Annotated in this window: 15 protein-coding genes, 2 tRNA genes and 1 pseudogene; 7 read left to right on the top strand and 11 right to left on the bottom strand. The window is 63.2% G+C overall.

The window, feature by feature from the left end; all coding sequences use genetic code 11:
* Positions 1-172: 172 nt before the first annotated feature.
* Positions 173-673 (bottom strand): dihydrofolate reductase, encoded by a 501-nt coding sequence (locus tag PHI64_RS06370; protein ID WP_299880340.1) that lies wholly within the window; start codon positions 671-673, stop codon positions 173-175.
* A complete protein-coding gene (locus PHI64_RS06375; RefSeq protein ID WP_299880343.1) occupies positions 670-1,464 on the bottom strand; it encodes a thymidylate synthase in 795 nt (264 codons plus the stop codon). Before PHI64_RS06375 ends, PHI64_RS06370 begins: the two co-directional genes overlap by 4 nt.
* Positions 1,465-1,671: 207 nt before the next feature.
* Between PHI64_RS06375 and PHI64_RS06380 the strand changes: the two genes are divergently transcribed.
* Positions 1,672-3,120, top strand: a complete 1,449-nt coding sequence (locus tag PHI64_RS06380; RefSeq protein WP_299880346.1) for a hypothetical protein — start codon at positions 1,672-1,674, stop codon at positions 3,118-3,120.
* A gap of 358 nt (positions 3,121-3,478) precedes the next feature.
* Entirely contained in the window at positions 3,479-5,170 is a 1,692-nt protein-coding gene (gene leuA / locus PHI64_RS06385; protein ID WP_299880349.1) for a 2-isopropylmalate synthase, read from the top strand.
* Positions 5,171-5,258: 88 nt separating this feature from the next.
* On the opposite strand, the pseudogene PHI64_RS06390 reads toward leuA, so the two are convergent.
* Positions 5,259-6,528, bottom strand: a pseudogene (locus PHI64_RS06390) (aminotransferase class I/II-fold pyridoxal phosphate-dependent enzyme).
* Positions 6,529-6,718: 190 nt separating this feature from the next.
* Here PHI64_RS06390 and PHI64_RS06395 point away from each other — a divergent pair.
* The 3 genes from PHI64_RS06395 to PHI64_RS06405 all read left to right on the top strand — a co-directional run bounded on the left by PHI64_RS06395 (position 6,719) and on the right by PHI64_RS06405 (position 8,731).
* Entirely contained in the window at positions 6,719-7,138 is a 420-nt protein-coding gene (locus PHI64_RS06395) for a hypothetical protein (protein WP_299880352.1), read from the top strand.
* Between the two features lie 220 nt (positions 7,139-7,358).
* Positions 7,359-8,006 carry a ParA family partition ATPase gene (gene parA, locus PHI64_RS06400; RefSeq protein ID WP_366945145.1) on the top strand — a complete coding sequence of 216 codons (648 nt, stop codon included), beginning with the start codon at positions 7,359-7,361 and terminating at the stop codon, positions 8,004-8,006.
* Complete coding sequence (locus PHI64_RS06405) at positions 8,003-8,731, top strand: hypothetical protein (RefSeq protein ID WP_299880355.1); 729 nt, start codon at positions 8,003-8,005, stop codon at positions 8,729-8,731. The genes parA and PHI64_RS06405 overlap by 4 nt, the downstream gene beginning before the upstream one ends.
* 12 nt (positions 8,732-8,743) lie before the next feature.
* On the opposite strand, the gene pabB is transcribed toward PHI64_RS06405, so the two are convergent.
* The 8 genes from pabB to PHI64_RS06445 all read right to left on the bottom strand — a co-directional run bounded on the left by pabB (position 8,744) and on the right by PHI64_RS06445 (position 17,418).
* Positions 8,744-10,534: an aminodeoxychorismate synthase component I gene (gene pabB / locus PHI64_RS06410; protein ID WP_299880358.1), complete on the bottom strand. Its 1,791-nt coding sequence runs from the start codon at positions 10,532-10,534 to the stop codon at positions 8,744-8,746.
* 104 nt (positions 10,535-10,638) lie between these two features.
* Positions 10,639-11,799, bottom strand: a complete 1,161-nt coding sequence (gene ppk2 / locus PHI64_RS06415; RefSeq protein WP_299880360.1) for a polyphosphate kinase 2 — start codon at positions 11,797-11,799, stop codon at positions 10,639-10,641.
* Positions 11,800-11,938: 139 nt separating this feature from the next.
* Positions 11,939-12,862: a hypothetical protein gene (locus tag PHI64_RS06420; protein WP_299880363.1), complete on the bottom strand. Its 924-nt coding sequence runs from the start codon at positions 12,860-12,862 to the stop codon at positions 11,939-11,941.
* A gap of 178 nt (positions 12,863-13,040) precedes the next feature.
* On the bottom strand, positions 13,041-14,129 hold the full coding sequence (moaA, locus tag PHI64_RS06425; RefSeq protein WP_299880366.1) for a GTP 3',8-cyclase MoaA: 1,089 nt from the start codon (positions 14,127-14,129) through the stop codon (positions 13,041-13,043).
* A 258-nt stretch (positions 14,130-14,387) separates the two neighbouring features.
* Positions 14,388-14,463 (bottom strand) — tRNA-Asn (locus tag PHI64_RS06430).
* A gap of 37 nt (positions 14,464-14,500) precedes the next feature.
* Entirely contained in the window at positions 14,501-15,820 is a 1,320-nt protein-coding gene (locus PHI64_RS06435; protein ID WP_299880369.1) for a methyl-accepting chemotaxis protein, read from the bottom strand.
* 208 nt (positions 15,821-16,028) lie between these two features.
* Positions 16,029-16,104, bottom strand: a tRNA-Asn gene (locus PHI64_RS06440).
* 105 nt (positions 16,105-16,209) lie between these two features.
* A complete protein-coding gene (locus PHI64_RS06445; protein ID WP_299880372.1) occupies positions 16,210-17,418 on the bottom strand; it encodes an amino acid aminotransferase in 1,209 nt (402 codons plus the stop codon).
* Between the two features lie 116 nt (positions 17,419-17,534).
* Here PHI64_RS06445 and uvrB point away from each other — a divergent pair, with 116 nt between their 5' ends.
* Complete coding sequence (gene uvrB, locus PHI64_RS06450) at positions 17,535-19,613, top strand: excinuclease ABC subunit UvrB (RefSeq protein ID WP_299880375.1); 2,079 nt, start codon at positions 17,535-17,537, stop codon at positions 19,611-19,613.
* 78 nt (positions 19,614-19,691) lie between these two features.
* A complete protein-coding gene (locus tag PHI64_RS06455; RefSeq protein ID WP_299880604.1) occupies positions 19,692-20,186 on the top strand; it encodes a low molecular weight protein-tyrosine-phosphatase in 495 nt (164 codons plus the stop codon).
* Positions 20,187-20,195: the final 9 nt, after the last annotated feature.

Here is a 20,195-nt window from a genome sequence, read left to right on the forward strand (position 1 = left end):
TGGTCCAGCGTCACCATTTCCAGTTCGGTCTGAGCGGAGGCGGCGGCAGGCTTGAGCATGCCGCTATTATAAAAAAACGAAGCCCCCGACGGGCGGGGGCTTGGGGCTTTGTCAGCAGTCTGAAACGCCGCGGGATTCGCGGCGTTTTTGTTTCAGTTGGCGGATGCGCGGATCATCGACGTCGTTCGTAGGTCACCCATGCAAACGCGAGGCCCGACGTCGAGACCTGGGCATCGCGCTGCGTTTCGTGCCAGGCATTCTGGTCGAATTCTGGAAAGAACGCGTCGCCGGAAAATTCCGCATCGATCTCGGTGAGGTAAAGCCGATCGGCGATGGGCAAAGCTTGGCGGTACAAGTCGGCGCCGCCCATCACGAAGACGATGTCTGCATCCCCGGCAGCGCTCAGTGCGTCGGGCAGGCTGCCCACCATCGTGGCGCCGTCAGCCTGGTAGGCCGCATTACGGCTCACCACGATGTTGATCCGGCCGGGCAGTGGGCGGAAGGCGTCGGGCAGTGACTCCCAGGTCTTGCGACCCATGATGACCGGCTTGCCGCGGGTGGTCTCGCGGAAGAACTTCATGTCTTCCGGCAGGTGCCAGGGCATGCGGTTGTCGACTCCGATCACGCTGTCGCGGGCGCATGCGGCAATAAGCGCCAGAATGGGTCTGCTCATACCGCCACCGGAGCGGAGATGTGGGGGTGCGGATCGTAGCCCTCAAGGGTGAAGTCGTCGATGGTGAAGGCAAAGATGTCCTTCACCGCCGGATTGATGTGCATCGTCGGCAGGGCGCGGGGTTCGCGGGAGAGCTGCAGCTGCGTCTGCTCCAGGTGATTCACGTAGAGGTGGCAATCGCCGCCGGTCCATACGAAATCGCCCGGTTCATAGCCGCACACCTGCGCCACCATCATGGTGAAAAGGGCGTAGGACGCAATGTTGAAGGGGACGCCCAGGAAAATGTCGGCGCTGCGCTGATATAGCTGGCAGGACAGTCTGCCGCCAGCCACGTAGAACTGGAACAGCGCATGGCAGGGGGGCAGGGCCATACCGTCGATTTCGCCCGGATTCCAGGCCGAAACGATGTGGCGACGGGAGTCCGGGTTCTTCTTGAGTGCCTCAATCAGCTGGCCGATCTGGTCGATGCTGCGCCCGTCTGCGGTTTCCCAGTGCCGCCACTGCTTGCCATACACCGGCCCGAGCTCGCCATTCTCGTCTGCCCACTCGTCCCAGATCGAAACCTTGTTGTCCTTCAGGTACTGGATGTTGGTTTCGCCGCGCAGGAACCACAGCAGTTCGTGGATGATCGAGCGGGTATGGAGTTTCTTGGTGGTGAGGAGGGGAAAACCTTCCGTAAGGTCGAAGCGCATCTGCCAGCCGAAAACCGAGAGGGTGCCAGTGCCGGTGCGGTCGTCCTTGCGGTGGCCGCGCTCCGCCACATGGCGCATGAGTTCAAGGTACTGTCGCATGGAGGCTCGCAGGCAAAAACGCCAGTTTACCCGATCGAGGGCCGTCCGGCTTCGACCGGGGGTGTCTGCCGGATTGTGTCGGGCGTGTTTCCCACTGCCGGCCCTCCGAAAAGATCAATAGACCTTTGTGCTAACATCGCCCGGCGTAAAAAAACGTTTCAATCGGCTTGTTTGGGAGGCTAGAGGTTCGTCATGGGGGGAGGCACGGTGGTACACAATGCGCATCCACTCCTGCATCCCGATACCCTGGGAAAGACGCTAACCGAGATTGCCACCAATGCGGCGCCCACCGCCATCATCGAGCTGATCCGCTGGCTGGATTCTTTCCACTACGAGGCCGAGCTGTCCGTTTCTGAGCTGGCCCGTCTAGTGGTCATCCTCGATGAGGCCGCTCAACCCCAGTTGCGGCAGGCGGCGGGGCTCTACCTCTCCAATGCCTTTGGGTCCCGCAGCGTCCGCTACAAGGCCTTGGGCCGGGATTTTTACGCCAGTCTTGGGCGCGCCTACGATCTGGTGCTGGGCGGGCTGCTCCTCGATACGGCCCTTTCTCCGGCAACCGGCCTGCACACGGAAATCCTGTTGCGCACTGTGCGCAGTGCGGCAGGAGAGATGAAATGGGCAGCCTTTGACTATCAGGGGTTGGCGCCGGAAGTGTGGCTGCGGGCCGGCGGTGCCTTCCGCACGGCCAGTGCCAGCGGTGCGCTCAACACACCGGTATCGATCCGCGAGGGGCGCGAGACCCGTTCCACAATCAGCCGCGAGTTTGTGCGCCTGGTGGCCTTGCAATGCGCCAGCCTTGATCAGTTGTCGCCCGAGCGTATCGAAGCGACCGACAAGCTGGTGCGCTACCTGCAGCATTCTCTTGAACTGAGCAGCGAGCCAGCCCCGGGGGGGCTGTTTTCGATTGATCTGGAAACCTTGGCACCACCGCGGCGCTGCCTCAGCTTGCCCGAGGTGCCGTCGACGGCCCTGCGCTTCTTCCGGCCGGCGGACGCCGTGCCCATGCTTGAGGAGTTGCAGCAAACCCTGATTGAGGCGCCGGGGGCTCCGGCCTTCGCCGGGCTCAGCCTGCCTTCGGTGACGGCAAGCATTCGCCACCTGTCTCGACAGTGGGGCGCACAGCCACCCATGCGCCAGTACCGGCGGCATCAGGTGCAAGGGCAGTTGGCGTTGGCCACCGGGCTGGGTTTCATCCGCTCGCTGCTGTCGGGGGATGCGCAACTGCGGCCGGCAGCTGCTTGGACGCTGATGGACGCGAGCCGCAATGGCTTCGGCGTGTCGTCCTCCATGATGGATCCGGAGGTGTGCCGTGTCGGCGCCCTGGTGGGCGCCCATGTGGGTGAGACCGGGCGCTGGGTGCTGGCCCTGGTGCGGCGTGTCCGCTCTTGTGATCAGGCCGGGGTTTCGGTCGGGCTGCAGACCATTTCCAGCGATCCTCAGCATGTCGTCCTGGATGACGGCAGCCGTAGCTGGAGCGGTATTCTGTGTGACCCGGTGGTCCGCGGACGAACTGTCCGGGTGGCGTGTGAGCCCGGTTTCATGCGCGTCGAAGGGCAGGTGTTTGCCAGGCTCGGTGCCCGCATGGTGAAGCTCGAACCGGGGCGGATGTTGATGGGTGGGCCGGGCTACCAGATTATTGTTTGTCAGGTGCCTTAGATTGTTGCTATTGGCTTAATTGTTTGACGCCGCACAGCGGACCTGCTAATTTCCGTCCATGACCTCCAAGCAACAGACCACGCTTCTCTCCCTACTGGCCCTCTCCGGGCTGGGTCTGCTGCTGCCCTAACGGGCACATCTTCTCTCCCCCTTCCTGTTGTCGTACCCCGTCGCCTTTCACAGGCGGATTGCGTCTTTGCACGCGTTTTGAACGGAGTTTCACCATGACCACGCCGAATCTTTCCCTACTGTCCCTACGACTGCGCCCCGGTTGCCAGGCCACGAGCCCGCGGCAGTCTGGCAGCCCTGCGTCCGCATCCGAATACCGTATCCGACGAAAGCAAAGGACAAGTTCATCATGTTGAAGAATCCGAACACCAAGTATTCCGCCTTTCCCCCGGTCGCCCTCGCCGACCGTCAGTGGCCGAGCCGCACGATCACCCATCCGCCGATCTGGATGAGTACCGATCTTCGTGATGGCAACCAGGCCCTCTTCGAGCCCATGAACCCGGCCCGCAAGTTGCAGATGTTCCGCAAGCTCGTGGCCATCGGCTTCAAGGAAATCGAAGTTGCCTTCCCTTCCGCCTCCCAGACCGATTTCGACTTCGTGCGCAAGCTCATTGAGGAAAACGAGATCCCCGATGATGTGACCATCGAAGTCCTCAGTCAGGCCCGTGAGCACCTCATCCGGCGCACCATGGAATCCCTCAAGGGCGCCCGTCGCGCCATCGTGCACATCTACAACGCCACTTCGCCGGTGTTCCGCGAGACGGTGTTTGGCATGAGCAAGGAGGAGGTCAAGGCGCTTGCCGTCTCCAGCGTGACGCTCGTCAAAGCGCTTGCCGCAGAACAGCCGGAGACGGAGTTCATCCTTGAGTACAGCCCGGAGACCTTCACCGCCACGGAGCTCGATTTTGCCAAGGAGGTGTGTGACGCCGTTGTCGATGCCTGGAATCCGCAGCCGGGTGAGAAGGTCATCATCAACCTCCCGTCCACGGTAGAGGTCGCCAGCCCGAATGTGTATGCCGATCAGATCGAGTGGATGAGTCGCCACCTCGCTCGGCGCGATCAGATCGTTCTCAGCCTTCACCCCCACAACGATCGGGGTACGGCGGTGGCGGCGGCAGAGCTCGGCGTGCTCGCCGGTGCCGACCGTGTCGAGGGCTGCCTCTTCGGCAACGGTGAGCGCACGGGCAATGTGGATCTCGTGACCCTTGCCCTCAACATGTACACGCAGGGCATCCATCCGGGGCTCGACTTCTCCGACATCAATGACATCGCCCGCGTGGCGGAGGAATGCACCCAGTTGCCGATCCACCCACGCCACCCGTATGTGGGCGATCTCGTCTTCACGGCTTTCTCGGGTTCGCACCAGGACGCGATCAAGAAGGGCTTTGAGGTGCAGCGCCCCGATGCGCCTTGGGCAGTCCCCTATATGCCGGTTGATCCCGCCGACCTCGGGCGCACCTACGACTCGGTGATCCGCGTCAACAGCCAGTCGGGCAAGGGCGGTGTCGCCCATTTGCTCCAGACGGCCTATGGTTTGGTGATGCCGCGCCGCATGCAGGTGGAGTTCAGTGGGGCGGTGCAGCGTCTTACTGACGAGACCGGCCAGGAGGTGGATGCCCACCAGTTGTGGGCCCTTTTCGGTCGTGAGTACCTTGAGGCCGATGCGCCGATCCGTTACGTGGCCCATCATCTCTTCGAGGCCGGTAGCCGCCAGGGTATCCGCATCGAGGCTGAGGTGAGGGGGCAGGCAGTGGAGTTTGTCGGCGAAGGCAATGGTCCGGTGGAGGCCGCAGTGGCCGCTATCGGCGTGCCGATCCGGGTTCAGAGCTTCGAGGAGCGTTCGATGGGTGAGGGGGCGGATGCCGTGGCCATGTGCATCGTCGAGGTGGCCATGGACGGCGTTGCCGGCAGTCGCTTCGGCGCGGGCATGCACCGCAATACCGTGACGGCGTCGGTGCAGGCGATCATCAGTGCGGCCAACCGAGCCGGTATGCATGTCGCGCCGGTTGCCGAGGACGCTACGGAGGGCTGCGTGGCCTGAGTGCTTATCGTGGTCTGAAATGAAAAACGCCGGACTTCAAGTCGCCGGACTTCAAGTCCGGCGTTTTTCTTTGCTGATGCAGACGCGATCAGACCGCAGCCAGGGCTTGGTCCAGATCGGCCAGGATGTCGTCGATGTGCTCGATCCCGATGGACAGGCGCACCATGTCTTCCGAGACGCCGGCCTTCTTCATCTCTTCCGGGGACAACTGACGGTGAGTGGTGGACGCCGGGTGGCAGGCCAGGCTCTTGCTGTCACCGATGTTCACCAGGCGGGTCACTAGCTTGAGGGCCTCCTGCAGCCTGGCCGTTACCGTCGGCACTCTTTACGCCGAAGTTGAGGATGCCCGAGGCGCGACCGCCCATGTACTTGTGCACCAGAGCGTTGTCCGGATGGTCGGGCAGTCCGGCGTAGTTCACCCAAGCAACCTTGGCATGCCCCTGCAGGAACTCTGCTACCTTCAGGGTGCTTTCGCAGATCCGATCCATGCGCAGCGCCAGGGTTTCGACGCCCTGCAGGATCAGGAAGGCGTTGAAGGGGCTGATGGCGGCGCCCATGTTGCGCAGCGGCACGACACGGGCACGGGCGATGTAGGCCGCCGGGCCCAGGGCCTCGGTGTAGACCACGCCGTGGTAGGACACATCCGGCTCGTTCAGGCGGCGGAAGCGCTCCTTGTGCTCGGCCCACGGGAACTTGCCGCTGTCGACAATGATGCCGCCGATGGAGGTGCCGTGGCCGCCGATGTACTTGGTCAGCGAATGGACCACGATGTCGGCACCGTGCTCGATGGGACGACACAGGTAGGGCGAGGGCACGGTGTTGTCCACGATCAGCGGGATGCCGTGGGCATGGGCGATGGCCGCCAGGGCTTCGAAATCGGTGATGTTGCCCAGGGGGTTGCCGACCGACTCGCAGAAGATGGCCTTGGTGCGCGCATCGATCAGCGGAGCGAAGGAGGCCGGGTCACGGTGGTCGGCAAAGCGCACGTTGATGCCGATCTGCGGCAGCGTGTGGGCGAACAGGTTGTAGGTGCCCCCGTAAAGGGTGGCGGCCGAGACAATGTTGTCGCCAGCTTCGGCGATGGTCTGGATTGCATAGGTGATGGCAGCCATGCCGGAGGCCAGGGCCAGGCCGGCAATGCCGCCTTCCATGGCGGCCACCCGGGCTTCGAGCACGGCCTGGGTGGGGTTCATGATGCGGGTGTAGATGTTGCCGGCCACCTTCAGGTCGAACAGGTCGGCACCGTGTTGGGTGTCGTCGAAGGCATACGACGTGGTCTGGTAGATGGGCACGGCCACGGCCTTGGTGGTCGGGTCCGGGCTGTAGCCACCGTGGACGGCGAGTGTCTCGATTTTCATTGTGTTTTTCTCCGTTTGAAAGCGTGTGGGAAGCTTGCTTTAGTTTGTCTGCTTCCGAGGGGGGATTGGCTGCTGCTCGAAAAACCCTCCCCATGTCTGGGTTATTTGTCGATAATACTCAGAGTGTCGCGGAAATCTCCCTGATTTTGGCGCTTTTCAGCAGGCACATCAAAAATAATGGAGGGGACAAATGGAACTTAAAGGACGCAATGCGACCTGGCTTGAGCTCGCAGTGGCACCGCTCTGGCGCCTGGGGCAGACCCGGATACGCATCCATACATTGAAAGGTGGGCGTGATTGCTGCATGGGCATCACGGTGGATGATCGCTGGCTGTGCGCCAACGACGGCCGGCTTACGGTTTTTGATAGTCGCGATTCTGCCATCCGCTTTCTCGAGCTGTTGCGCATCGAGCACATGGAAGAAGGCTGCCCGACGGACTTGGGGGCCCATTGCGGCACTGGAGAGGTACAGTGTCTGCGCCTGGGCTCCCGCGGATTGCGCGAGTGTGACGGCACGGGTGGGCGTCCGCGGCAAGCCCAAGGGCCGCAGAAGGTTGCCATCCGACCATCTTCGCGACGGACATCCTTTCGAACCGATTTCCTGCGCTGACGCGCACAAATTCAGTATCGTTGTTCCTGACGCCCCGGCCTGTTCCCGGGGCGTTTTGCGTCATGGGGCCGGCATCTGTACTGACTGTCATTCCGTGTGGCATGCCTTGTCGAATCCGGTGGTGGAATTCAATCCGTCGTACGCAGCTTGTGTTTGCAGTGGTCTTGGGTAAAATAATACGGTATTACCTAATGGAGGTTCTGTGGCAAGAGCCAAGGTGGTGACTGTGCTTTCCCAGAAGGGGGGCGCGGGGAAGTCGACCCTCACGATGCAGCTGGCCGGTGGCCTGGCACGTGGTGGGCTGCAGGTGATCGTGATTGATCTTGACCCCCAGGAGACGGCCTTGCGCTGGTCTCATTCCGCGCCGGAGGAAACACCTTTCCCGGCCCGGGTGGTGCGGCTCGACGGGCCTGCCGAGGGCTTGCGGGCCTTCTTGCGACAGCTTGGGCGGGAAGCCGGGGTGGTGTTGCTCGATTGTCCGCCGTCCATCGAACATCCCATGACGCTGGCGGCCTTGGCGGAGGCCGATGTCGCCTTGGTACCCGTGGTGCCCAGTCCGGCTGACCTCTGGTCCACCAAGGCGGTGGAGCGATTGATTCTCCAGGCCCAGGCCAGCCGCAAGGGGCTGCGTGCGGCGCTGGTGCCCAACCGTGTGTTGCGGACCAATCTTGCCTGGGATGTGCTTGAGGTAATGCGCGACTTCTCTCTGCCGGTCCTCGGTGCGGCGCTGTCTCAGCGCAATGCTTTTGCCCAGAGTGCGGTCATTGGCGGCACGGTGTATCAATTGGGCCGCAGTGGGGCCGAGGCAGCACGGGAAGTGGACAAGCTGGTTGTGGAAGTATTGAAATTGACAGGAGAAAAGGTATGAACAGCAAGACCAAGTCTGCTCTGCGTTCGACGCTGCAGAAGGAAAATGAAGCCCTGGCGGTACGCCTGCCTGACCCGGTTCAGGATGCCTCGGCGACGCCTGCCGAACTACCCGCGCCGGTGGCCGAGTCGCCCACCCAGGTGGTGGCCGATGAGGCCGCGCCGGTGGTGGCTGTGGTGGCGCCTGCTACGCCCGAGCTGGTTGCCGCGCCGGCAGCACCGGTGAAGGCCCCGGCCCGGGGGGCGACTGCCAAGCAGACGCCTGCAGCAAAGGTGGCCAAGCCTGTCAAGGCAGCTGCTCCGGCCAAAGCCAGGGTCGCCAGCAAGCCGGTAAAGGCGCCCGCGCCGGCCGTTGAGGCGCCTGTCAAGCCGCTTGCGGCCAAAAAGGCGGTCCCTGCCAAGGCAGTAGCCGCCGTGAAGGCACCCAAGGTCGAGAAGCCGAAGGCCGTGAAGGCGGAGAAGCCGGTGAAGGAGAAGGCGGCCAAGGCAGAGAAGCCGGTCAAGGCTAGCCGCGAGAAGGTGGTACGTGATTCTTTCTCGATGCCCAAAAGCGAGCATGCCCAGCTCAAGCAGCTGCGTGAAACCCTGGCAAAAGCCGGGCGCATCTGCACCAAGTCGGAATTGCTGCGTGCAGGTGTCCAGCTGCTGCTGAAGGAAGATGCGGCCAGCGCCAAAGCTCTTGTGGAACGCCTTGCCGTGGTGCCTAAGGGCAAGGGCGCCAAGTAAAGTTGGGGCCTCTCAGGCCAGGCTTGCTTGCTCCGTGGTTTCCAGCCGGACACGGAGCAGGCCACGCAGGCCGTTACCCATGAAAATGGCCTCCGCGTCATAGAGGTCGCCCAGGTCGAGGTGGGCTTCGCGGGCCTTTCCCTCGCTGAGCAGGCGCTGGCGCAGGACACCATTCAATACTCCGGCCTCCAGCGGCGGGGTCAGCAGGATGCCTCCCTTTTCCACGAAGAGATTGCTGCGGGTGCCTTCGGTCAGCTGCTTCTTCTCGTTCATGAACACCGCGTCGAAATGCCCGAGGGCCATGACCCGCGCCAGTTCTGCGTCGTACAGGGTGCGGGCAGTGGTCTTGTGGCGGAACAGCAGCTCGCGGCTTGAGGTGCGCAGCGGGGACAGCACGATGCTCGGTTTGGCCGTGGGGGCACCCAAGGTCAGGCTGGTCTGCTCCAGCGTGAAGTCGCCGTCGGGCCCCAGGGTGATGCGTACGCGCAGGGCTTCGTCTGCACGTACGCTGTCGAGCAGTTGCAGGAAAATCTTCTCGTCGAAGGGAAAGCCGAAAGTGGCCGCCGAGCTTTGCATCCGTGCCCGGTGTTCATCCATGAAAGGGAATGGGTTTCCCCCAGGGGTGTAGCGGAGGGTTTCAATCAAGCGCAGGCCTTTGGGCAGCGCGGTCAGGAAGCGGGACTTCAGGTGGCATTCGGCCCATTCGGAGGCCGGGATGGAGTCATGCACTACACCGCTGCCCACATTCAGACGGGCCACACCGGATTTGTCCACCAGCAGGCTGCGGATCGGGACGCTGAAGCGGAAGTCGCCGCCGGGGCGTATCCGGCCGAGTGCTCCGCAATACAGGCCGCGGGCCTCCACTTCGAGTTCGTGGATGATCTCCATGGCCCTGATCTTCGGGGCTCCGGTGATCGAACCGCAGGGGAAGAGGGCGCCGAAGATCGTGCCGAGGTCGGCCTTCACCGGTTCGGCAATGACCCTGGACGTCATCTGCCAGACGGTGGGGTAGGGGTCGATGCGGAACAGGTCCTCGACCCTCACGCCGCCCGGAGGGGCCAGGCGCCCCATGTCGTTGCGGATCAGGTCGACGATCATGATGTTCTCGGCCCGGTCCTTCTCGGAGGCGGCGAGCGCCTCTGGTGAAGTATGGCGGGCTGCCGTGCCCTTCATGGGCTGGCTGCTCAGGGTGTGGCCCCGGCGTTCGAGAAAGAGCTCCGGCGAGCGGGACAAGACGGCACCACCGGCGTGGCTGATGAAGGCGCCGTAGCGTACGGGCTGAGCCTTGCGCAGGGCGCGGTAGAGGCTGGCCGGATCACCGAAGGCCTGGCCTGACAGGGGGAAGGTGAAGTTGACCTGGTAACAGTCACCCTCTGCGATGTACTCGCGGATGCGGGCGATGCTTGCCAGGTAGGCGTCTTCCTCGATGAGGGTGTCCAGATGGCTGGTGCCGCCGGCGGGTGATGTGGCTTGCGCGGCGAGCCAGGCGTCGCACGCATCGTCGTTGAGCCATTGACCCTGTTCAAAGATCCAGCCGGTGAATAGCGGGGCCTCTCCAGGGGGAAGCAGCGGGCGCAGGCGTGCTTCGATCATGTAGCCGAGTTCGTAACTGGCGGCCAGCGCTACCCATGCGCCGCGGCGGGCGGCGTCCTCAAGGCGCACCAGAGTGGCCTGCCAGTCGTCCGTGTGCCGGCATTCCACGGTTTCCCGAAGATCGGTGAGAAGCCAGGCGCCGCGTGCATCGGCGGCATCCAGATTGTTGTCGAACAGGGCGAAGGTGAGGGTAGGAGGCTGGGCGTTCACACGCCGCAGTTTAACCGCTCGTCACGGATTGGCGTAGTGGAAGGCCCGGAAGCCATTTTTATGCGCCCTTTGCCGAGCCCCCCGACGGAGGGCTCATGCTGCCTTTAAAGCAAGGGGCTGCCAGCGTGTTCGCCGCGTTCGTATACCACGTGGGCACGGCCGACCAGCAGTGGGTCGAGGGGGCCGATGTGGTCCATGTCCTTGTTGGTGTAGGGGAGCTTGTGCAGGATGTAGCGCATGGCGTTGAGGCGTGCGCGCTTCTTGCAGTCGGATTTGATCACCGTCCACGGGGCATCGGCGGTGTCGGTGTGGAAGAACATGGCTTCCTTGGCCTTGGTGTAGTCGTCCCACTTGTCGAGGGAGGCCAGGTCGATGGGGCTGAGCTTCCACTGCTTGAGGGGGTGAGCCTCCCGCTCCTTGAAGCGGCGGCGCTGCTCTTCACGACTGACCGAGAACCAGAACTTGATGATGTGTACGCCGCTGCGCACAAGCTGGCGTTCGAACTCGGGGGTCTGGCGCATGAACTCCAGATATTCGTCCGGCGAGCAGAAACCCATGACGCGTTCGACGCCTGCCCGGTTGTACCAGGAGCGGTCAAACAGGGTGATTTCGCCGGCGGTGGGAAGATGCTGCACATAGCGCTGGAAGTACCACTGGCCACGTTCGGTCTCGGTGGGCTTTTCCAGGGCGACGACTCGCGCGCCGCGTGGGTTGAGGTGTTCCATGAAGCGCTTGATGGTGCCACCCTTGCCGGCGGCATCGCGGCCTTCAAACAGGATCACGACGCGCTGGCCGGTTTCCTTCACCCAGGCCTGGAGCTTGAGCAGTTCCACCTGCAGGCGGTACTTCTGCTTCTCGTAGGCCTTGCGGGACATCAGGTTCTTGTAGGGGTAGCCGCCGTCACGCCAGCCATCGGCGAGCTCCTCGTCCGGGTGGGAGGGGAGCTTTTTGTAGACGGCCTCGTCCTCGGCCAGCAGGGCGTTGCGCAGGATGGCTGCATCGTCGGGGGAGGCGCCAGCCATGATGGCCTGCAGGGTCTCGGCGATGCTGTGGGTGTCGTGGCGGGCGAGGGTGGCGACGATGTCGCTGACAGCGGAAAGCTTGGCGTCCCGTGCCGCTTCCACCGCCTCGTCGACCACGTAGTCCTCAAGGGCTTCGGGGGTATTTCGGGGGGCAATGTCACCGCCGCTGCTGGGGCGCGGGGGGGATGCCTTTCGTGGGGGCTTGGCAGTGTTGCGAGGGGTGGCGTCCTGTTTTGCACTCATGGCCTGGCTTCCTTCTTCTTGATGACTGCGATTCGCAGGCGCTCGTCACGGCGAAGGGGAAAGATCGGCGCTGGCGAGCAAAAGGTGTTCACCCGTCATTTTCTGGGAAGTGGCAATTCCCCGCAACGGGTATGGTCTTCTAGAGCGCCGAGCGGGAGGCTCTCCGGGCACAGCGTTCGGTGTAGGCGCGGCAACGCTCGATGTATTCGTTGGCGCTCTTGGGCATGGGGGTACGTGCCCGCGTGATGTAGCTGACGAGATCGCGCCCCTGCTGGATGAGCAGGCGGCCGTCGGCCACCAGGTGCTGTTCTTCGAGGTTGGCCGGCATGGCTTCAGCGTTGAAGTGGCCGCACATGCGCTCGGAGGCGGTGACGAAGCTGGTCCAGATGTCGAAGATGTCCGGGTCGGTACGCAGGGTCTCGGTCTTGATCTTGGCTGCGTTGGCGAATTCGTGGATATGGGGCTCGACACCCTTGAAACAGGGGAGCGCCTCGAAGGTGGCGATCATCGCTTCTGCCAGCTGATCGATGTCACGCAGGGTCATGGCGATCTTGACGTAGCGACTCTCGTAGAAGTCTTCGAGGGGAATCGAAAACGCCTTGAAGGGTTCGCCCCACAACTCGTCGATACCTTCTTCGCCGGAGCGGTGCAGGACCAGTCGTCCCAGGCCCAGGGCTTCCTGCAGGCAGCGCCCGCACTCGCGCATCAGCGCATTGTCGGACTGGATCTCGATGCCGACACTCTGCAGTTCGACCAGTTTGGTGAAGATGTCGGCGGCCCGGTTGAACAGCGCGCCGGCCAGCATGGCGCCCTTCACCCTGCGGCGGTCGGTGTCGGTTTCGTCCTCGTAGCTCTTGCGGGCCTCGTTAAGCCGGCTGCCAGGAATGTTGAGGCCGTGCTCGACGTGGTTGAAAAGTCGGCGGGTAAGGGCGCCGATGAGCTTGCGCTTGGCTTGCAGGGTGTCTTCGGGAACCGTATAGGTCTTGACCCAGTATCCCGAGTAAAAAACCCGTTCACGCCCATCAATGATCTGCTTGGTGCCTTCCGGGACGTCGTTGTTCATGATCCGCTCTTGCTAGGGTTGGGGGGCGGCTTGGCCATTTAATGGCTTCGTATGTTTTGCTGCAGCACGAAATTTTGCACCATAACGGGCCTGTCGACGTAGTCGACCAACAAATTCACCCGAAAACTATGCACCTCGTCACAGGGCGGCCTTGCCACCCCCGCCTGCCAGGCGGGGGTCAACCCCCGATGTAGGACATTTCGATCTTGCGCAGGGATGCGGTTTCGGCGGTGCGGATCTCGGAGTAGCGGTCGCTGCGCCCCTGCCAGATGTGCCGGATGGCGGCGGAGAGTTCGGCGTCGCTGCGGCCGCTACGCATGAGGCTGCGCAGATCGTGGCCGCTCTGGGCGAAGAGGCAGGTGTAGAGGCTGCCCTCGGTGGAAAGGCGGGCGCGGGTACAGGTGGCGCAGAAGGCCTGGGTGACCGACGAGATGACGCCGATCTCGCCGCCCCCGTCGGCAAAACGCCAGCGCTCGGCGACTTCGCCCATGTAGTTGGGGTCCACCTGGACCAGCGGATGGTGCTCATGGATGCGCCGCACGACCTCGGCCGACGGCACCACATCGTCCATCCGCCAGCCGTTGGAGCTGCCCACGTCCATGAACTCGATGAAGCGCAGGATGTGCCCGGTGCCGCGGAAGCGTTCGACCATGGGCAGGATCTCCTGGTCGTTGAGGCCGCGCTTGACCACCATGTTGATCTTGATCGGCCCGAGCCCGGCCGCCTCCGCGGCTGCGATGCCCTTGAGCACGTCAGTGACAGGTACGTCCATGTCGTTCATGGCGCGGAAGACGGCGTCGTCGAGGGAGTCGAGGCTGATCGTCACGCGCTGGAGCCCTGCCGCCTTAAGGGCTGCCGCTTTCTTGGGCAGCAGCACGCCGTTGGTGGTCAGGGTGACCTCCATGCCGGGAATGCTCACCAGCTGACTGATCAGCTGCTCGAGATTGCGGCGCAGCAGGGGCTCGCCACCGGTCAGGCGGATCTTGGTGACCCCGTGGGCGGCAAACAGCCGGGCCAGTCGGGTGATCTCCTCGAAGGACAGCAGGGAGTTGCGCGGCAGGAAGGCGTAGTCCTTGTCGAACACCGACTTGGGCATGCAGTAAACGCAGCGGAAATTGCAGCGGTCGGTAACCGAGATGCGCAGATCCTTGACCGGGCGTCCACGGCTGTCCAGCAGCGTGCCGCTGGCGGGGCTCAGGTCGGCCGGAATGGCAGGCTGTTGCCGGAGCTGGCGCTCGTCGGCAAGAGGAATCACTCGCTGGTTCATCGCGTTGTCGGGGGGGGGGGGGGGGGGCGGCACCACCGGCCTTTATAGGGGGGGGGGACGGTACTACTGCCGTTTATCGGTCGATGGGGGGGCACGCCTTGTCTCGCGCTAAGAAACCCCCGTGTTTCAAAAATTATGGCGCCTGGCGGGAGGCAGGGCAAGGCGGAAGCGCGGGCCGACTCGCCGCATGGAGTGGCTGCGTGGCCACGACAAAAAGCAGAAAGCCAGCCCCGAAGGACTGGCTTTCTGCTTGAATCTTGGCTCCTCGACCTGGGCTCGAACCAGGGACCTACGGATTAACAGTCCGGCGCTCTACCGACTGAGCTATCGAGGAATTGAGCTCGATAGTCTAAAGATAAGAAGGGCGGCTGTCAACGATGCCTGATTTGCCGCGCCACGCTGTCCTTGAGTTGCTGGATGACATCCACCACTCTCCGGGCTTCGTCGCGGATACGGTGGATTGCTTCGCCGGCACGGTTGGCGAGGCGGACGCCCTCGGCGACCTGGGTGAGGTTGGCATTCATGTTGGCGGTGACGGCCTTGTTCTCGGTCTGGATGGCGACCACCATACGGGTGATTTCTTCGGTGGACCGGGTGGTGCGCTCCGCGAGTTTGCGAACCTCGTCGGCGACCACGGCAAAGCCCCGCCCGGATTCGCCGGCCCGGGCCGCTTCGATGGCGGCGTTCAGGGCGAGCAGATTGGTCTGGTCGGCGATCTCCTTGATGGTGCTGGTGATCACTGAAATGTCGGCCGTGCGCTGGCCCAGGGAATCCACCTGGACGGCGGCCTCGTCGACGGCGCGGGAGATCGACTGGATCCTGGCGACGGTCTCGAGGATGATGGCTTCCCCGTCGGCGGAGATCCTCTCGGTTTCCTGGGCGGCAGCGGCAGCTGTGGCTGTGCTCTCCTGCTCGGCGTGGTAGCGGCGTACCTGGGTGGTGACATCGGATGCCGTCTTCACGATCCGCACCACCTGACCGTCTTCGTCCAGTACGGGGTTGTAGCTGGCCTCGAGCCAGACGGGGGCGCCGCGTTTGTCGAGGCGGCAGAACTGGCCGCTGAAATGGTGACCGGCCCGCAGGTCGCGCCAGAAGTTTTCGTATTCGCTGCTGCCAGCGAGGTCGGTGGGGCAGAACAGACGGTGGTGCTTTCCGATCACCTCGCCGGCGCTATAGCCCATGGTCTGGAGAAAGTTGTCGTTGGCGCGCAGGACGGTGCCGTCGGGGGAGAACTCGATGACGGCCTTGGAGCGCTCGATGGCGGCGATCAGGGCTGCCGCCCTCGCGGCCTCCTCGACGCGTTCGGTGATGTCCGTGGCGAACTTGATGACCCGGGTGATGTGACCGCTCCGGGGATCGACAACGGGGTTGTAGGTGGCCTCCAGCCAGACCGCCCGGCCGGAGCGATGGCGCCGCCGGAAGCGCCCTCGGAAGAACTTGCCGGCGCGCAGGTCGGACCAGAACTGCTGGTAAGCATGGCTGGTCGTGTAGGCCGGGTCGCACAGGCTGGCGTGGGGCTGCCCGATGATCTCCGTCTGGCGTGCACCCATGGCGGCGCAGAAGTTGTCGTTGGCGGCAAGCACGGTGCCGTCGGGGCTCAGTTCGACGATGGAAAGCGATCGATCCAGGGCTTGTCGGATGGCGATGTGTTCTGCGAGCCGGATTTCGAGTTCTGATACCTGACGTTTCAATCCGCTGCCAAACATTAAGCCATCCTTCCGCTGATACCCGTGCCCGAGGTGCTGTCGTGTGCTGTGGAGGCGATTGTGTCGCCATGCCTTGATCGGGAGTAAAACGACCGTCAGGCGGTGTTCTTGAGGGAGGGGTGTGGCAGATTGTGAAACGATTGATGCAAAGCAAAAAGCCAACCCGGAAGGGTTGGCTTTTTGCTTGAATCTTTGGCTCCTCGACCTGGGCTCGAACCAGGGACCTACGGATTAACAGTCCGGCGCTCTACCGACTGAGCTATCGAGGAACAGAGGCCCGCATTCTAGATGGTGATCTCGGGTAAGTCAAGAATTCGCCGTCTTGGAAGCGTGAATTTCTGCCTCCACTGTAAATGTGGAGGCAGAAACCACCATCAGGCCTTGATGACGGCGGCGATGGCGTCGGCGACGTAGTCGAGGTTCTTGCTGTTCAGTGCGGCCAGGCAGATGCGGCCGGTACCGACGGCGTAGATACCGAACTCGTCCTTCATGCGCTCCACCTGGACGGCGCTGAGGCCGGTGTAGGAGAACATGCCACGCTGCTTGATCACGAAGGAGAAGTCCTGGTCTACCTTGCGGGCGGCCAGCTGCTCGACCAGGCCGGTGCGCATGGCACGGATGCGGTCACGCATGCCGGCCAGCTCAGTTTCCCACTCGGCACGCAGGGCCGGGGTGGACAGCACGGCGGCAACCACCGCGCCACCGTGGATCGGCGGGTTGGAGTAGTTGGTGCGGATCACGCGCTTGAGCTGGGACAGCACGCGGGCGGACTCGTCCTTGTTCTGGGTGACGATGGACAGGGCGCCGACGCGCTCGCCGTAGAGCGAGAAGCTCTTGGAGAAGGAGCTGGACACGAAGAAGGACAGGCCGGAGGCGGAGAACAGGTTCACCGCCACGGCGTCCGGCTCGATGCCGTCGGCGAAGCCCTGGTAGGCCATGTCGAGGAAGGGGATCAGGCCACGGTTGGCACAGGCCTTGACCACCTCGGCCCATTGGGCTTCGGTGAGGTCGGCGCCGGTGGGGTTGTGGCAACAGGCGTGCAGCACGATCACCGAGCCGGCGGGCAGGGTGTTCAGCTTGGCGATCATCGCCTCAGCGTTGGCGCCGCGGGTTTCGGGGTTGTAATACGGGTAGGTGTCCACCGGGAAGCCGGCCGCCTCGAAGAGGGCGCGGTGGTTTTCCCAGGAGGGGTCGGAGATGTACACGGTGGCGCCCGGCACCACGCGCTTGATCAGGTCGCCGCCGATGCGCAGTGCGCCGGTACCGCCGAGGGCTTGGGCGGTGACGACGCGGCCGTCACGGATCAGTGCGCTGTCGGCTCCGAACAGCAGGTTCTGAACGGCGTTGTTGTAGGCAACGGGGCCTTCGATGGGCTGGTAACCCCGGGGCGGGGCGGCTTCGAGGCGGGCCTTTTCGGCGGTCTTGACGGCGCCGAGCAGAGGGATCTTGCCGTTGTCGTCGAAGTAGACGCCAACGCCGAGGTTGACCTTGGTGCTGCGGGTATCCGCATTGAAGGCTTCGTTCAGGCCAAGAATCGGATCGCGGGGGGCCATTTCCACCGCAGCAAAGATCGACGAGCTCATGGGTTCTCCAAATGGGCGAAAGGTGCGGGGCACGGGGTGCCGGCCGCTGGGCGATAATGCGGCCTTGTCCGGATGGTTCCGGGCAGTGCCGACTGACTTCAACCTGAAATTTTATCATGGCCGATCAATCCGATAGTGGGCGTGTGGTGGTTTTCGAGGGGAGCCCCTTCCGGCTCCATCAACCTTTTGCGCCTGGCGGGGACCAGCCGGAGGCGATCCGCCAGCTTGTAGAAGGGATCGGGGACGGCCTGATGTTCCAGACCCTGCTGGGGGTCACCGGGTCGGGCAAGACCTACACCATGGCCAACGTGATTGCCCGCTGCGGCCGACCCGCGCTGGTGCTGGCCCACAACAAGACCCTGGCAGCCCAGTTGTACTCGGAGTTCCGGGAGTTCTTCCCCGAGAACGCGGTGGAGTATTTCGTCAGCTACTACGATTACTACCAGCCCGAAGCCTACGTGCCCTCCCGGGATCTGTTCATCGAGAAGGACTCGGCGATCAACGAGCATATTGAGCAGATGCGCCTGTCGGCCACCAAAAGCCTGATGGAACGTCGCGACGTGGTCATCGTGGCTTCGGTGTCATGCATCTACGGGATTGGCGATCCGGGTGACTATCACAGCATGGTGCTGCACCTGCGTGAGGGCGAGCAGGTGGTGCACCGGGATCTGGTGCAGCGGCTGGTGGCCATGCAGTACAGCCGGGCCGATGTGGACTTCAAGCGCGGTACTTTTCGGGTGCGCGGGGACGTGATCGACATCTTCCCCGCCGAAAGTGCGGAGCACGCCCTGCGGGTGGAGATGTTTGACGATGAAATCGAGCATCTGACCCTGTTTGATCCGCTCACCGGCCACCTCAAGCAGAAGCTGGCGCGCTTCACGGTGTATCCGTCCAGCCATTATGTGACGCCCCGGGCCACCGTGTTGCGGGCGGTTGAGGCGATCAAGGAGGAGCTGCGGGAGCGCATCGAAACCTTCCAGAAGGCCGGCAAGCTGGTGGAGGCCCAGCGCATTGAGCAGCGCACCCGCTTCGACCTGGAAATGCTCAACGAACTGGGCTTCTGCAAGGGCATCGAGAATTACTCCCGACACATGTCCGGGCGCAACCCCGGCGATGCGCCGCCGACCCTCATCGACTACCTGCCCAAGGATGGATTGATGTTCATCGACGAATCCCATGTGTCCATCGGGCAGGTGGGGGCGATGTACAAGGGGGATCGCTCCCGCAAGGAGAACCTGGTGGAATACGGCTTTCGCCTGCCTTCGGCGCTGGACAACCGGCCCCTCAAGTTTGAGGAGTTTGAGCGCCTGCTGCCCCAGACGGTTTTTGTCTCGGCGACCCCGGCGGCTTACGAGAAGGCCAACCAGGGGCAGGTGGTGGAGCAGGTGGTGCGGCCGACCGGGCTGGTGGACCCCATCATCATCGTGAAGCCGGCCACGACCCAGGTCGATGATCTGCTGGGCGAGATCAAGCAGCGGCTGGTGGCGCAGGAGCGGATTCTGGTGACAGTGCTGACCAAGCGCCTCGCCGAGGATCTGACCGAATACCTGGCCGAGAACGGTATTCGCGTGCGTTATCTGCACTCGGACATTGACACCGTGGAGCGGGTCGAGATCATCCGCGACCTGCGCTTGGGCGAATTTGACGTGCTGGTGGGCATCAACCTGTTGCGGGAGGGGCTGGATATCCCCGAGGTGTCCTTGGTGGCGATCCTGGATGCGGACAAGGAGGGCTTTCTGCGCTCGGAACGCTCCTTGATCCAGACCATTGGCCGGGCGGCCCGGCATCTGCACGGTACCGCGATTCTTTACGCGGACCGTATCACCGACTCGATGAAGGCTGCAATCGGCGAAACGGAGCGTCGCCGGGAAAAACAGCTGGCCTTCAACGCTGCTAACGGAATTACACCCAAGTCCGTGACAAAACGCATAAAGGACATCATTGACGGTGTCTATGATGCAGGTTCAGGGGATGCCCCTGTCAGCGCCGCCGAGACCCGTGTCGAGTATGGGGTTCTGGATGAAAAGGCGCTGGCCAAGACCATCCGTCAGCTCGAGAAGGAAATGCAGGAGCACGCCCGCAACCTGGAGTTCGAAAAGGCTGCTGCGGCGCGCGACCGGCTTTTTCGTCTGCGTCAGCAGGCCTTCGGGGCGGAAGGACATGATGCATCCGCTTCACCCGACGCCACTGGCTGAGAGAATCTGAAGAAATTGGTCCTTGAGCTTGTACGTTCCGCCCGCCGGCTGCTTAAATTACCGGTAGGAGGGACACCCATAATGAAAATACTGTTTGTGTGCACCGGCAATATCTGTCGGTCACCCACGGCGGAGGGCGTGGCACGCCGCTGGTTGGCCATGGCAGGGCTGGAGGATGTGGTCGGCGTCGATTCTGCCGGCACCCAGGGCTATCACGCCGGCGAGGCGCCGGATCCGCGTGCCCAGACGGCCGCCCTGCGTCGGGGGTACGACCTTTCCCGTCTCCGGGCGCGCAAGGTTCAGCCCAAGGATTACGCCGATTTCGATCTGGTGCTGGCCATGGACCGGGACCACTTCAACTATCTGCGGGACAGGGCGCCCGATGGTTGCAAGCACAAGGTGCGCATGTTCATGAGCTTTGCCCACAGCTCTCGTCGCGATGATGTTCCTGACCCCTACTATGGCGGGGCAAAGGGCTTCGATGCCGTTCTCGATCTGTGTGAGGACGCGGTGCAGGGGCTGATCGAAGACATTCTTCCGGAAGTGAATCGGCGGCGTCAGTCGGTGAGCTGAGGCGTTTGG

Source organism: Zoogloea sp., from assembly GCF_028689785.1.
In the GTDB taxonomy this organism is placed as follows: domain Bacteria; phylum Pseudomonadota; class Gammaproteobacteria; order Burkholderiales; family Rhodocyclaceae; genus Zoogloea.